11 protein-coding genes and 2 pseudogenes are annotated in these 14,116 nt (G+C 57.0%); 5 read left to right on the top strand and 8 right to left on the bottom strand.

The features are described 5' to 3' along the window. The first annotated feature begins 275 nt into the window (after nt 1-275). Nucleotides 276-836 (top strand): MarR family transcriptional regulator, encoded by a 561-nt coding sequence (locus FY152_24820; GenBank protein ID UXS35367.1) that lies wholly within the window; start codon nt 276-278, stop codon nt 834-836. A gap of 159 nt (nt 837-995) precedes the next feature. On the opposite strand, the gene purU is transcribed toward FY152_24820, so the two are convergent. The 7 genes from purU to FY152_24785 all read right to left on the bottom strand — a co-directional run bounded on the left by purU (nt 996) and on the right by FY152_24785 (nt 7,607). Continuing rightward, the gene (gene purU, locus FY152_24815; GenBank protein UXS35366.1) at nt 996-1,844 is read right to left on the bottom strand and encodes a formyltetrahydrofolate deformylase; all 849 of its coding nucleotides are present in this window, start codon (nt 1,842-1,844) and stop codon (nt 996-998) included. A gap of 81 nt (nt 1,845-1,925) precedes the next feature. Further along, nucleotides 1,926-2,792 (bottom strand): methylenetetrahydrofolate reductase, encoded by an 867-nt coding sequence (locus FY152_24810; protein ID UXS35510.1) that lies wholly within the window; start codon nt 2,790-2,792, stop codon nt 1,926-1,928. Nucleotides 2,793-2,858: 66 nt separating this feature from the next. Continuing rightward, nucleotides 2,859-4,259, bottom strand: coding sequence for an aminomethyl transferase family protein (locus FY152_24805; protein UXS35365.1), 1,401 nt, complete (start codon nt 4,257-4,259; stop codon nt 2,859-2,861). A gap of 119 nt (nt 4,260-4,378) precedes the next feature. Continuing rightward, entirely contained in the window at nt 4,379-5,119 is a 741-nt protein-coding gene (locus FY152_24800; GenBank protein UXS35364.1) for a transporter substrate-binding domain-containing protein, read from the bottom strand. After that, complete coding sequence (gene hpaI, locus FY152_24795) at nt 5,116-5,901, bottom strand: 4-hydroxy-2-oxoheptanedioate aldolase (protein UXS35363.1); 786 nt, start codon at nt 5,899-5,901, stop codon at nt 5,116-5,118. The genes FY152_24800 and hpaI overlap by 4 nt, the downstream gene beginning before the upstream one ends. Before the next feature lie 10 nt (nt 5,902-5,911). Further along, nucleotides 5,912-6,694, bottom strand: a complete 783-nt coding sequence (gene hpaH / locus FY152_24790; GenBank protein ID UXS35509.1) for a 2-oxo-hepta-3-ene-1,7-dioic acid hydratase — start codon at nt 6,692-6,694, stop codon at nt 5,912-5,914. Between the two features lie 19 nt (nt 6,695-6,713). Then, the gene (locus tag FY152_24785) at nt 6,714-7,607 is read right to left on the bottom strand and encodes a catechol 1,2-dioxygenase (protein ID UXS35362.1); all 894 of its coding nucleotides are present in this window, start codon (nt 7,605-7,607) and stop codon (nt 6,714-6,716) included. 324 nt (nt 7,608-7,931) lie between these two features. Between FY152_24785 and FY152_24780 the strand changes: the two genes are divergently transcribed. The 3 genes and pseudogenes from FY152_24780 (at nt 7,932) to FY152_24770 (ending at nt 10,099) form a co-directional block, all read left to right on the top strand. Continuing rightward, nucleotides 7,932-8,666, top strand: a complete 735-nt coding sequence (locus FY152_24780) for a GntR family transcriptional regulator (GenBank protein UXS35361.1) — start codon at nt 7,932-7,934, stop codon at nt 8,664-8,666. A gap of 149 nt (nt 8,667-8,815) precedes the next feature. After that, nucleotides 8,816-9,184: a 5-carboxymethyl-2-hydroxymuconate Delta-isomerase gene (locus FY152_24775; protein UXS35360.1), complete on the top strand. Its 369-nt coding sequence runs from the start codon at nt 8,816-8,818 to the stop codon at nt 9,182-9,184. 387 nt (nt 9,185-9,571) lie between these two features. Next, a pseudogene (locus FY152_24770) lies at nt 9,572-10,099 on the top strand (transposase). 159 nt (nt 10,100-10,258) lie between these two features. Here FY152_24770 and FY152_24765 read toward each other — a convergent pair. Continuing rightward, nucleotides 10,259-10,903 (bottom strand): SDR family oxidoreductase, encoded by a 645-nt coding sequence (locus tag FY152_24765; protein ID UXS35508.1) that lies wholly within the window; start codon nt 10,901-10,903, stop codon nt 10,259-10,261. A 220-nt stretch (nt 10,904-11,123) separates the two neighbouring features. On the opposite strand from FY152_24765, the pseudogene FY152_24760 reads away from it, so the two are divergent. Beyond that, nucleotides 11,124-14,101: pseudogene (locus tag FY152_24760) on the top strand (Tn3 family transposase). The last annotated feature ends 15 nt before the right edge of the window (nt 14,102-14,116 follow it).

Below are 14,116 nucleotides of genomic sequence, written 5' to 3'. Positions count from 1 at the left end.
GGCAACGTTTGATGGGTTGGCTACTTTAAGCGCGCCACCGGGGACGCTTCCTCCATACGACATGACGATCCTCCCAAACCGTAGTCCAGCTAAATTGCTTATTTAATATAAGAATAAACTCCACTGATGTCAATCGAATAGATCCGTATTTCAGAGGTGCGTTGAACGCACTTTCCATTGATTTTCTTGAATGTTCCAGCATCATGCCCAGCCATAGCGCTGGCTTTTGCGGCCCGGGTGTTGTATGCGACGAACAGCAAACAAGAGGTGAGTGAATGATCGACGACGGACGTCATCGAGAGGGTGACGATCCTCCCAGGCAATCCCCGAGCGATGCGCCGGACAAGGATCTGCTGGCATCTGTAGGTTATCTGGTACGCGCGGTGCAGATCCGGATTTTCGAAGCGTTCTTCGACGAGTTCGGTAGCGACGGCCTGTCCCCCGCTACACAGGCAACGCTCTCCATGATCCGCCGATCCCCCGGCATCCGTCAGGGCGTCATTGCCGCGACCTTGCATATTCTCGACCCGAACATGACCAAATTGGTCGCCGAGTTGGAGGCGCGCGGGCTGATCGTTCGTGAAAGCCATCCTGATGACAAACGCTCTGTCTCTTTGCGGCTGACAGACAACGGTGATGCTTTTCTTGCCTCGGTGGACCAACGCGTTCTCGACCTGGACGAGCTGTATACGGCGAGTCTTTCTGGCAAGGAACGCGCTCAGCTGATTTCGCTGCTGAACCGGATGAACGTCAATCTCGGCGAGGGCCGAAAAGCCATCGTTGCGCCTGAGGGTTTGAATGGAAAACGCCGTGGGAGGCAACGTCGCAGCACCTGAATTCGAGTATCCAAGGTCTGCGACGACCTTGGCGCCTCGTGGTCCTGTGCTGGCAAAACAGTCGCCTCGTTTATCGATGACAGCGGCCGACCGATAAACACCAGGATTTTTGCTGGTCGTGTAGCAATATGCGGTCATCGGCCAAACCCTTCAACACGTTCAGAACACGACGGTCTTGTGTCCGTTCACAACAACCCTTGCTTCCAGATGCGATTTCACCGCGCGTGCAAGAACACGGCTCTCGATGTCGCGACCCGTTGCAATGAAGTCGTCTGACGTCATCGAATGCGTCACTCTTTCGGTTTCCTGCTCAATGATCGGCCCCTCATCGAGTTCGGGCGTGACGTAATGCGCGGTTGCGCCGATCAGTTTCACACCCCGCTCATGCGCCTGGTGGTAGGGTTTCGCGCCCTTGAAGCTTGGGAGAAAGGAATGGTGGATGTTGATCACGCGTCCAAACAAACGCTTCGAAAGATTGTCCGACAGAACCTGCATGTACCGCGCCAGAACGACGAGGTCAGCCTGTGTGTTTTCAACGATCCGCAGGAGCTTTTCCTCCTGCTCCACCTTGTTGTCCTTTTGCACGGGCAGATGATGGAAACGAATGTTGTTTCTTTCGGCGATGAGGCTGGCATCTTCATGATTGGATACGATTGCGACGACCTCAGCCTTCAGCCAGTTGACGCGGATTTGATAGAGAAGATGCAGCAGGGCGTGATCGTGCTTCGAGACCATCACGATGATCTTAGGTCTGCGGTCCGCATTGAAAAGGCTGATTGCCATCGAGAAACGTTCGACGGCCGGAGCGAGTGCCGGCTGGATATGCTCCTCCAACAGATCTTCGGTCCCGGCAAACGCTACCCGCATGAAAAAGCGGTTTGAGGCTCTGTCCCAAAACTGGTTCGATTCAATGATGTTGGCGCCGAGGTTCGCAAGGGCGGTCGTGACTGTCGCAACGATCCCCGGCTTGTCTTCGCATGAAAGCGTCAGAATGAAATTCGGTGGCATGAATTGCTCGCCTCCTCCGCAAGCAGTTGTTGGTCACTCGAACCGGCTCGGACTGATTTTCCGGCTCGGGTGTCTTCGAGATCAGACAGTCGCGAACCGCCGGCTCCAATCAACCGTGTGGCGCAGCCCGCCAAATGGATAGAGATGCAGCCGCACCTCTCCGTGGACTTTCGGGTCCAGTCTGTCGACGAATTCCGTCACAATGGCATCGGGTCCAACGGTCGAAAGCAAGCGGGTGATCGACATGCCGTATTTCGCTAGTACTTTTGTACTCGCGCCGACACCGCACCGCGTCGCGAACCGCAGCAAGGTTTTGACGCTAGCCGGACCGGGAACGCCAAGCCGGACCGGCGACGAAAAGCCCCTCTCCCGCAGGTCCCGCAGCCAGGCGAGGACCGGATCGGCATTGAAACCGAATTGCGTGGTGATCTCGCAGGAGTGTCCAAGGTCGGCGATGAGAGCATGCTTTTGCGCCATCGCCTGCCAGAGCACCTCCGCCAGGAAGTCCGGATGCCCCTCTGGATATCCGGCAATTCCGATGGTCCGCACGCCATATTTGCCGAGCAGTCCGCTTCCGATAATGGCAGCGGCATCCTTGAACGGCCCGGCCGGCTGCGCTGCATCGCCTGCAACGACGAAGACCTGGTCGATCCTCGCCTGCGCTGCGAGTTTCGACAGGTACTCTTCAAGCTCGAAGGCTGAGCGCAACCGCCGCGCAGACAAATGTGGCACCGGCACAAATCCCAGCCGTCTTGCATCAACCGCAGCGTTGAGACGGCAGTCGAGGCCGTCCCCCGCCAGAAACGTGACCGACACGGCCGTGCCTGGCGGGAGATCGGACTTCACCTCATGCAGCGCGGGCAGATCCTTTGGCGTGATCTCGATAGAGTATCGCGCCATCAATGCCTGCTTCGCGGACGAATCTGGGCCATCGTCTGTCTCAGGCATCCGGGCGCCCAGTGTCTCTTCGGTATTGAACATAGTGATCTCCGCTATAGAGGCTGTGACGGTCGATTATCCTGCGGCTTTCACGCGCCATCCCCCTTCGTAGGCCTCGCGCGCAACGACAGCGTAGGGAACGGGGCTGACGATTGCGGTGACTTCTTTCTGGCGATGACGTTCGACGGTGGTCTTGCGGGTGCCGCCATTTTCCTCGCCCCACACCACGCGGACGCGGTCCCCGATTTTCAAAGATGAATCGATGGTGGCAAGGCTCAGCGCCGTGCGTTCGTTCGAGCTGTAACCGGTGAACATCGAAATGCCGACCCGCTGGCCCTTGTCGTCAACGACGGCGTCGTAGTTGGAAGACGCATAGTTCGCCAGCGGCAGATCGAAGTACTTGTAAGGCAGTTCGGCCGGATCGAACTGGGAGGCAAATATCGCCGCCATATCGTCACCTGACCATGCGAGCGTTACCTTCTGGCGCTGCTCGGCTGGATCCAAAGCCTCAAGCGCATCACGGCCGATGAAATCGTGATCGAATTTCACAAACGGGCCATAGCCGATTTCGTAGGGGTTGACGTAATAGTCCTCGATGTTCGATGAGGCGAAACTGCCACCCAGGCTGCCGGCGGCCTCATAGCTGTCGGCAGGGAGCCATTCTCTATAAGCCTTCAATTCATCGCCGGTGTAGATACCCGGCAGTGGCGATGGGATCCAGCCGGACTCCAACGTGTTGGATGGATAGGTGCGGCTACCGACTTGGACAAGTCCGAACTCCTTGCCGGCCTCGATGATCGCAGCGCGGATCTCATCGCCTTCCTCGTACGGTCCCCAGAGTTCGAGGCCTGGCGCGCCGGCCATGCCATGCCTGAGCGTACGAACTTTCCGACCAGCTATGTTCATGGTGCTCATGTTGAAAAACTTGAGCTGTTCAAGAGGACCGCCATGCAGCTTTTCGATGACCGACCAGGCATTTGGACCCTGGATCTGGAAGCGCCAGTTCTTCCGCCTTACTGGTTTGCCCATCGGGCGTGACGGCGAGCGGTCATCCTTGAATATCTCGACGTCGTAGCCGCCTCTTTCAGCCTGATACATCAGCCAGTTGTTCGCAGGCGCACGGCCGACGGATACGAATTCGTCCGTGCCGAGATAGAACAGAATGCTGTCTCCGATGACATGCCCATAAGGCGTCACGGCGACATATTGCTTTGCTTTGTCGACGACAAAGCCGTTCATCGAATTGACGGCGGTGTCGGAAATGAGCTTGAGGGCGTCTGGACCCTTGATGAACAGATCCACCATGTGATGTGACTGATCGAAAAGGACCGCGGTTTCGCGCCAGGCTTTCTGCTCGTCGCGCCAGTTCGAAAATTCTGGTGCGACCACTGGGTAGACATACGCCCCGATCTGCGAATTGCGCAGCATTTCCACCGGGTTGGCGTGCGCGCTCATGACCTGCTCAAGATTTTTCATGGTAGTTTCTCCTCCGCTGTCAAATTCTAGCTCGTTCCGCTATTGCGGGATTTTGGTTGTCCACTCAGCCGTGAGCGGTTTTGATGCTTCGACCCTCGACTCAACAAAAATCTTGTCACTCACGACGAATTCATAAAGCTCAACTTCACGCCGGACCGTCGGGCTTCATCGAACATGGTTTTGGGAAGCCCGCGGCTTTTAAGCGCGTCCATAAAATCGGCGACCAGCGATCCGACATCTGGGGTGTGTTTGCGCGTAGCGATGCACTGTCTGATGGAGAGAAATGAGTCCGAAAGAACCCGGAATTTGGGGCTGGTCGCCGCGAACTTGTCCAACGCCTGTCTGATACCGGCAGCGGCATGGAGATCCTCATTGACAAAGCGATCGAGTGATTCTGCGGGCGTTGCGGCATGCAGCATTTCCGCCCGCTGGAAACGGTCCCGAAGGTAAAGTTCATAGGCCGCGTTTCGCGTCACGGAAAGCTTGACGCCGGGGACGTCGAGCTCTGCCGACGACTGGTAAGGGTCAGTGTCGCAGACCACGAACGTTGCCTCCAGGAATGCATAAGGCGGGGAGAACGTCAGATGGTCCTGTCGCGACAGGTCAAACGCCAGGAAGGCGATGTCCCATTCGTCGTGTTCGGCCGCATCTACCACTTTTCCGGCCGACGGATAGGCGACATAGTCCAAGGGCAGGTTCACATGGCTCGACAGCGCCTTTGCAAGCTCGATACTCACACCTTCGAGTTTTCCACTCTCGGCGTCTTTCCGTGCAAGGGCGACATTTCCGAAATTGACGGCGACACGCAACGATGTGCGGGACGTTGAAGCGCTTAGCAGTCGTTCCGGTGCGATCGTCATGTTCCCACTCCCGGTATGGACTGCCGGATGGTTCCGGCGAGCGCTTCACACCCGCGCGCAAGCACACCGACATCGATACCAACGGCTGTGAATGTAGTGCCAAGGGCGATACAGCGCTTTGCAAACACAAGGTCCGGCGTCAGAATTCCCGCGGGCTTGCCGCAAGCCACGATGCGACGGATCGCATCCTCAACGGCCGCCACAACCTCCGGATGACCGGGTTCACCGAGATGGCCGAGACTGGCTGCAAGATCAGCGGGTCCAATAAAGATGCCATCGACACCGTCCACGGCAGCGATCGCCTCCAGTTCGCCAAGCGCCTCGCGTGTCTCCAGCTGGACCAGCAGGCACAAGTTCTCTTCCGCCCGCTTCGCGTAGCCTGGAATGCGGCCGAATCTGGTGGCGCGGGTGAGCCCCGAAACACCCCGGATGCCGGCAGGCGGATAACGCATCGCATTTACCGCGGACCGGGCCTCTTCGGCATTCTGGACGAAGGGGATCAGCAGCGTCTGCACCCCGACGTCGAGGAAGCGTTTGATCAGTACGGCATCGTTGCTTGCCGGGCGCACCACCGCGCTTGTCTCATAAGCCACTACGGTCTGTAACTGCGGAAGAACCGTCAGTACGTCTCCGGGCGAATGCTCGGTATCGAACAACAGCCAGTCGAAGCCGGACGGGGCCACGATCTCGGCGGCATAGCTACCAGGCAGGCTGCACCACAGGCCGATCTGCTGCTGGCCCTGCATCAGGCGCTGTTTGAACGTGTTTATCGGCATATCCATCGCATCCCCCTCACAAAAACGACAAGCCGATGGCACCGAGCGGGCCATAATCGGCATGAATGACATCGCCGGCGGTGATATCGACCGGCCGTGTGAACGAACCGGCCAGCACGATCTGGCCCTTTTCGAGCCCAGTACCGACGGCATGAAGCTTGCGCACCAGCCAGGCCACGCCGGCCGCCGGATGGCCCATCACCGCGGCCGAAACACCGGATTCCTCGATGATCCCATTCTTCGACAAAGTCGCGCCGATCCAGCGAATATCGACATCCATCGGCCGAATCAGACGACCACCGACGACGATCGCACCGAAAGCGGCATTATCGGCGATGGTGTCGGTGATCGCGCGCGGCACCTCGGTCCGATAATCGATGATTTCCAGAGCTGGAACGACAAATTCCGCCGCGCGCATCACATCATAAACCTGCGCTGCAGGTCCTCTAAGATCCTCACCCATGATAAAGGCAAGCTCAACTTCGAGGCGCGGCTTGATAAACAGATCTGCGCGGATTTGCGCGCCGTCGTTATAAAGAGCATCGTCGAGGATGCATCCGTAGTCCGGCTCCGTCATTTTCGACGCCATCTGCATGGCGCGCGAGGTCAAGCCGATCTTGTGTCCCGCAACGCGAGCACCCTTGGCTATACGCGCCTGTGCCCACAAGTGCTGGACGCGATAGGCATCAGCGATTTCCATATCCGGATAGGTCTTGCTCAGTTGCGCTATCGGCTTGCGGCTCGTTTCCGCATCGAGAAGACTCTGCGCTGCTTCTTGGTGTTGGTCGTCGGTCAACATCGCGCTACATCCTTTCGTATTACTTGATTGGTGCGCGTGGCAGCACTGCCTCGCCAGGGACCATGACATAGGTGTAGTCGAGCGATAGCCACGGTGTGCCGACCTCCGGCTCATTCGAATGCGGCTCGTCATGCTGGACGAAATCACCAGTCAACGCTGCCGTAACCCCGAATTGAACATCGGTGTCGATGTATGGATCCGTGGGGTCGAAAACTTGCGAAATCAATGTTTTGAAGCCTGGCTTGAAGATTAGGGCGTGGAGATGCGCCGGGCGAAAAGGATGACGTCCCTGTGCTTCCAGCAATCGGCCGACAACGCCGCCCACTGGAATGGGGTAGCCAACCATCTTGACGGTTCTGAACCAGAACCTGCCATCTGCGTCGGTCGTGAACTTGCCTCTCAAGTTCATCTCCGCCTGATCGGGGTCCTGGTTTTCATATAGACCGACGGGAGATGCGTGCCAGACATCCACTTCGGCGCCCGCGACCGGTGCGCCTTCCTGATCGATGACGCGCCCGCGGACGAAAAGCGGCTCGCCTGGAGTATCGGAGCGAATGATCGTTCCGCCATTCTCCACACGTGGCGAGTTAAGCCGCCAGAAAGGGCCTAGCAAGGACTGCGAAGTTTCCGTTTGTCCGTCGGCACCGTTGTTCAGCAGGCAGACCAATGACGAAACCCCGAGGGACCCCGACATCAGCACGAACTCGTTGTGGCTATCCGTCTGCAACTGGCCGATCTCGTTCAGGATGGCCGTCGCGTTGCGAAACTCGACCTCGGTCAGCTTTACGTCTCGGACAAACGCGTGGAGATGCTTGATCAGAGCAACCATAATCTCGCGCAATCGCTCGTCCTGCGTTTGCTGCATCACCCCTAGGACGGCGTCGGTAACGTCCTCCTGTGTTCTGATAACCATGACCTCTCTCCCGTCTCGTTGCAACAGAAATACAAGAATAATCGATTATCTGTCAACGGGATTAGTGATAACTTTTGCATGAAGCTGGAAAAAAAGGGAAAAACAATGGTTCAGAACCCTATTGCCTCATTTCCCTTGACATTATTATCGATTATAAGAGAGAGAAATCAGGTGCCGGTCGGGAGCATCGAATTCCAAGGACGCGCGCAACAGACCGGATGAGGCAGGCTCGGGGTCAACGTTGGCGCAAAAGAAGACCTGTACCTGGCGTCATTGTCACTGCCCGTGCACACTGCTGGATGAATTCAGACTGCGGAGACCCCGATGAAGTTGAATGCGGACCTTGACGAGCCGCTCTACACGGAAGATCAGGCCATCGCGTCGTTCACGGACAATGGCAAGAACACGATGGGCAGCCAACTGGCTACGCGACTGCGCGAAGCAATCATTTCGGGCGAGATGAAAGCAGGCAGCAAGATCAACCTGGATAGGGCAAGACAACATTTCAACGTGAGCCTGAGCCCTCTTCGCGAAGGATTGGCCCGGCTTATCTCGGACGGGTTGGTTCAATTTGAAGATAACAGGGGCTATCGCGTCTCGCCAGTTTCGCTCGACAATCTCGAGGAAATCACCAGCCTGCGCGAAGAGGTCGAGACACATGCTCTGCGGGAATCGATACGGGTGGGAGGGGCTGATTGGGAGGGCCACGTCATGAGGGCGCTGCATCGTCTCAACCGAATCGAACGCGACGCAGCCAGACCGGAAACCTTCGAGCAGTGGGAGACCGCACATCGTGAATTTCACCTCACCTTGATCTCCGGATGCAAAAAGCCTCTGTTGCTGAATTTTTGCACGCTCCTCTTAAATCTGAACGACAGGTATCGGCGAATATTCCTGAGGCGAACTTCAGGCGACCGCAACGTGAACACTGAGCACAGCGAAATTGCGCAAGGCGCTGTCGCGCGCGATTCCGATTATGCGTGTGAGAGACTGCGACTTCACATCCATCGGACGGGAAGCAATTTGCGACAGCATTTGTCAGAAAAAGGCATCGTCTGAGGATGACACCATGTTCAGGTGTCCAAGACACCGATGCCGCCTAATATATTCAGCGCGATTTCAACTGCGGAACCCCGTACCAGAACCGGCGCCTAAATTCGGGGTCTGGAATTGGGAGGTTCCCATAGCTTTGATGAGGGGACTAAGGCATGCCACATATCGTGATCGAATACAGCGAAGGTGCTGTCGGTCGCATCAACATGCCCGATCTGGTCAGAGCGGTTCATCGAAGTGTTCGGGAAAGCGGGATGGTGAAACCGAATGCGGTGCGTACGTTCGCGCGGGAATCAACATATTCATTGGTGGCTGATGAAGACCCCGACAACCAGTTTGTTCAGATCATATTGCGCATCGCGCCGGGACGTTCGACCGAAGACAAGAAGAGAATTTTAAAGACAGTCTACGACGCTGCGGAGAATGTTGCCCGGCCGGCGCTCAAACAAGGTCGTTGTGCTGTTCGTGCGGACCTGATCGAGTCGGATCCCGAGTTTGCCATCCACACGAGCAGCCTTCCCTGACGGTCGAGACGCCCCGCAACCCGAGTTCGTCATTTAGAATTTTCCGTCGTCGCGATGCCCAAAAACGATAAACCATGCCCGGGGAGTGAACGCCTGAGGTGGAACCACGGTGAGCGACAAGACTTTAACCTAGTGCCGCTAGAATTTGCGCCGTCATAACTTCACCGATCGCGACCGTGGAGGCCCCCGCGGACAACGAGCCGTAGGGTTTCCGATATCCACGACATCATTCGACGATCCTTCCCCGAGCGCGGGCTACATTGATAAGGCAGTGTCGCCGCCCGTTGGAAAAATCAGAGCGCAATCGCCTTGATATCCCATCAGCGGTGAGCAGCGGCCAGCACTGTGGCAGAGTGAGGTCGCTCGAAAACTTTCTGGAGGCCAATCATGCCGATGACAGCATATCAAGCTAAAGCACAGACCGCTACCCCCATCGATCCTGGCGCAATTTTCGTCTCGTTGGAATTGAGCAAAGCGACATGGCTCGTAACGGCTTTATCGCCAGGAAGCGAAAAGATGTCTCGCCATACTATCACTGGAGGCGACACCGCCGGACTATTCTGGTGTTTCGCCGCACTTCGCCAGAAGGCCACGCGGCGTAAGGACAAGCTTTATCCGCTGGTGGTGATCCAGGAGGCCGGACTTGATGGCTTCTGGCTAGGACGAGTGCTCAGCAAGGAACCTTGGATAGAGAGCCACATTGTAGAGGCCGCATCGATTGCCATGCCGCGCCGGCATCGCCGGGCGAAGACCGATCGCATCGACGGTGAAACGCTGATCCGCACGTTGATGGCATGGAAACGTGGCGAGCCCCGCGCGTGCTCGATGGTCAAACTTCTTACACCCGAGGAGGACGACAACCGTCGTATCGGGCGGGAGCGGAAAACTCTGATTGCGGAACGTGTCTTCCACGTCAAAGCGATGGGCTCAGACCGCGGATCCGCCTACAAAGGAGAAATTCGATGCTACTCGAATAAACAATTGACAAAAATCCTGATGTGAAGGAATCGAACCTCTAGTTTCCAAAGTTTGCCTCGAATTTCTGGCAAGCACTGCAGTCTATTTATATTTTGGTCAGGCGACTGCCTGCGCGCCGGTAATTTCTACCAGTGACCCGCACATGAAGGCAGCCTCATCCGATGCGAGGAACGCGACGAGGGCTGCGACCTCTTCCGGTTTTCCGATCCGGCCGAAGGGCACGAGCTTGTCGAGATCAGCGATCGTGCGGCCGGAGCGCTTCACGCCCGCTTCCAGCATTGGCGTGTGGATTTCGCCGGGGCAGACAGCGTTGACGCGGATTTTGTTCGGAGCGTAGTCTCGGGCGAGATTCTGCGTGAAGCTCGCAACTGCCGCCTTTGTTACATTATAGGCGACGTGGTTCGGCGCCGGATAAAGGCCCCATTGCGACGCGGTGTTGACGATCGCACCGCCGCCAGCCTCGATCATGTGCGGAAGAGCCGCCTGGCACAGATGGAACATGGCATCGATATTGACGGCAAAGCTCAGTCGCCAGTCTTCCGGCGTCAGCGACAGGAGATTGCCACGACGGTTGATGCCGGCATTGTTGCACGGCACATCGATCCGGCCCTCATGCGCCATGACATTCTCAATCACGGCACGGCAGCCTTGAGCTACGGAGATGTCGCTCGCCAATGCACGAGCAGTTCCTCCCTTGCCGGTGATCTGGGCTACGGTCACCTCGGCGCCTTCGCCGTTCATGTCGGTGACGATCACCTTGGCACCTTCCGCAGCAAAGGGGTCAGAACAAGAGCAGTCCGAAATCGTACGCTAAGGCTGAACGAAGCATGAACAATGCCGCAGTTCGGATTTTGGACGTTCGATCTCTGTGGATTGCCATCGATATTCGCTGGTTTTGATTTCTCTGTCCGGCGCGACTCGACAACGCTAAGCGCAGATTGGTTATGAATGGAGTCGGGCTATGGCAAAGCGCAAGCTTCTCAAAGATCAAGATCGCCGAAAGCTTGTCGATATCCCTGTCGACGAGGACAGCTTAATCCGACACTACTCATTGTCATCGGCCGATCGCCTGGAGATCGAACTGCGCAGACGTAATCACAACCGGCTTGGCTTTGCCATTCATTTATGTCTGATGCGATACCCGGGTCGAGTGGTGGGGGCAGAAGAAATTCCGCCACGCGCCATGCTTAAATATGTTGCTGATCAGATCGGCGCCGCCCCGGAAGCATTTTCGCTCTATGCACGCCGTGAAGAAACCCGTCGGGATCACACAGCACGGCTAATGATGTATCTGGATACGAGAAGCGCGACGCTGCAAGATCGCCGCGCCGCGCTATTGTCTGCAATTCAGGCGGCGGCGACGTCCGACGACGGTGCTGCGATAGTCAGTTCGATTGTCGTCGCGTTTCGTGAACGCGGCGCTCTTCTACCGGCGATCGACACGATCGAACGGATTGGCCTTGCCGGCCGTGCGATAGCCCGCCGTTGGGCAGAGACAACGCTGATTAAAGACATCCCGCTCGATACGCTCCGATCATTGGACCGGCTGTTAGAAGTGGACCCGTCGATCGGCCAGACGCGCTTCCATTGGCTACGCTCGGCGCCAGAAGCGCCAGGTGCGTCGAATCTGGTCGGGCTGACAGAGCGGATAGCCTTTCTGCGGCAGCTGGAGATCGATCCGACGTTACAGGCGCGCATATCAGCAGGACGGTGGGGCCAGATGATCCGGGAGGGTAACGCAACCCCGGCCTGGCTTGCCAACGACTTCAATGCCAGCCGTCGCCACGCTCTGATTGTGGCTCAAGTCATCAAGCTTTGCCAGAAGCTCACGGACGATGCGGTGACGATGTTCATCAAGCTGATGGGTAAGTTGTTCTCGCAAGCCAACAACCGAAAGAAGCAGCGACAGATGGACTGCAGAGCGAACACCGCCAAAGCGCTGCGCATGTTTCTCGATACGATCACCGCGCTGCAGTCCGCCAACAACAATGGTCGGAATGCAATGGATGTTCTCGACCAAAGAGTTGGCTGGGATCGACTGCTTCGGATGAAGCCTGAGCTCGAGTCGATGGTCGACGACAACGAGGCGCCGTCGTTGATCGTAGCAGCCGAGCAATATGCGACCGTCCACAAATACACTGGTGCGTTCCTTCAGGCCTTCACATTCCGGTCGGCGCGTCGCCACGATCCACTTTTAGCGGCAATTGGACTGCTTAAACGGCTTTATGCCGAAAAGCGGCGGCCACTCCCCGATCGCGTCCCGCTCACCCACCTCAGCCAAACTGATCGACGGCTCATCTTCGAACGGGAAAAACCCGATCGCCGTCTCTACGAGATCGCAACGCTCGCTTCTTTGCGAGACCGGCTTCGATCTGCGGAGATCTGGGTCGATGGCAGCCGATCTTTCCGGCCCATTGATGAGCATCTGATGCCGCGAACAACATTCATCACGATGAAGGAAGAAGATCGTCTCGGTTTGGGGGTCCAGAGCGACGGCGCGCAGTGGCTTGCCGAAGCGAGTCAGATGCTCGAGTTCAACCTGCAGCGTCTGGCGCACAGGGCACGATCCGGAAAGCTCGAAGGAGTTCGTCTTGAGGCCGGAACGTTGATCATCACACCAACTGCCAGCGAAATCCCTGTGGCCGCCGAGGCACTGAATGCCGAGATCAGCGATATGTATCCGTTGGTCGAGGTTCCCGACCTGTTAAGGGAAGTGCATGAATGGACTGGCTTTGCAGATTTATTCACGCATGTTCGCACCGGCGACGTCCCAAAAAATGTTTCTGCCATGCTTGCTGGTGTATTGGCCGATGCTACGAACCTTGGCCCCGAACGAATGGCGGGCGCTTCCAAAGGGATTAGCGCTCACCAGATTGGGTGGATGCGCACATTCCACGCGCGATCGGAGACATACCGCACGGCTCAAGCGTGCATCACCGATGCCCACACCCAGCATCCGCATTCGCGCCTTTGGGGCAATGGCACAACGTCATCGTCCGATGGCCAATTCTTCCGTACGAGCGACCGGGCTGCAAAGCGCGGCGACATCAATTTGCATTACGGTAGCGAGCCCGGATCGAAATTCTATAGCCATCTGTCAGATCAATACGGGGCTACTTCAGCATTTTGCCCATCAGTCCCACCGAGAGCGAGGCGGCCTATGTGCTCGATGGGCTATTCGATCAGGACACTGTCCTCGACATCCATGAACACTTTACCGACACAGGCGGCGCAAGTGATCATATCTTCGGGCTCTTCGCTTTGATCGGAAAGCGGTTCTCGCCGCGACTGCGCAATCTCAAAGACCGGAAGTTCCACACGCTAGAAAAGAGCGGTGCATATCCGGCACTGTCGAACCACATCGGCGCGCCGATCAATACCAGTCTGATCCTCGATCATTGGGACGATCTGCTCCATCTTGCAGCGTCGATTACGACGCGGTCTGTGGTGCCGTCTACGATCTTGAAGAAGCTTTCTGCGTCTCCGAAGCAAAGCCATCTCGCGAAGGCGCTCCGCGAACTCGGTCGGATTGAGCGTTCGCTCTTCATGATCGAATGGTTCTCAAGTCCGGCACTACGGCGGAGATGCCAAGCCGGTCTCAACAAGGGCGAGGCCGCTCATAAGTTGAAGCGCGCTGTCTTTTTTCACGAGCGAGGCGAGATCCGTGATCGGTCGTTCGAGAGCCAGGCATTCCGCGCTTCAGGGCTCAATCTCGTCGTCAGTGCAATCGTGCACTGGAATACGGTCTATCTTAATCGCGCGGTCACACAGCTGAAACGAGCGGGACGAGACATTCCTGATACTCTTTTGAAGCACATCTCGCCGCTGAGTTGGGAACATATCAACCTTACCGGCATCTACACCTGGGATGCCGAACATCAGATGCCCAACGGATTTCGACCGCTCCGTCTGCCAGTCGGGCTACGGCGGGTCGCATAAGTTCTCATTCCGTTC

This window comes from Agrobacterium tumefaciens, from assembly GCA_025560025.1.
GTDB lineage: Bacteria > Pseudomonadota > Alphaproteobacteria > Rhizobiales > Rhizobiaceae > Agrobacterium.
Note: the sequence above shows the minus strand (reverse complement) of the source record. Positions and strands in the feature narration are given on the sequence as shown.

What these genes read in the sequence shown, in the direction of transcription:
- FY152_24820 (UXS35367.1), top strand. Translation starts at nt 276, where the DNA reads ATGATCGACGACGGACGTCATCGAGAGGGTGACGATCCTCCCAGGCAA.
- purU (UXS35366.1), bottom strand. Translation starts at nt 1,844, where the DNA reads ATGCCACCGAATTTCATTCTGACGCTTTCATGCGAAGACAAGCCGGGG.
- FY152_24810 (UXS35510.1), bottom strand. Translation starts at nt 2,792, where the DNA reads ATGCCTGAGACAGACGATGGCCCAGATTCGTCCGCGAAGCAGGCATTG.
- FY152_24805 (UXS35365.1), bottom strand. Translation starts at nt 4,259, where the DNA reads ATGAAAAATCTTGAGCAGGTCATGAGCGCGCACGCCAACCCGGTGGAA.
- FY152_24800 (UXS35364.1), bottom strand. Translation starts at nt 5,119, where the DNA reads ATGACGATCGCACCGGAACGACTGCTAAGCGCTTCAACGTCCCGCACA.
- hpaI (UXS35363.1), bottom strand. Translation starts at nt 5,901, where the DNA reads ATGGATATGCCGATAAACACGTTCAAACAGCGCCTGATGCAGGGCCAG.
- hpaH (UXS35509.1), bottom strand. Translation starts at nt 6,694, where the DNA reads ATGTTGACCGACGACCAACACCAAGAAGCAGCGCAGAGTCTTCTCGAT.
- FY152_24785 (UXS35362.1), bottom strand. Translation starts at nt 7,607, where the DNA reads ATGGTTATCAGAACACAGGAGGACGTTACCGACGCCGTCCTAGGGGTG.
- FY152_24780 (UXS35361.1), top strand. Translation starts at nt 7,932, where the DNA reads ATGAAGTTGAATGCGGACCTTGACGAGCCGCTCTACACGGAAGATCAG.
- FY152_24775 (UXS35360.1), top strand. Translation starts at nt 8,816, where the DNA reads ATGCCACATATCGTGATCGAATACAGCGAAGGTGCTGTCGGTCGCATC.
- FY152_24765 (UXS35508.1), bottom strand. Translation starts at nt 10,903, where the DNA reads ATGAACGGCGAAGGCGCCGAGGTGACCGTAGCCCAGATCACCGGCAAG.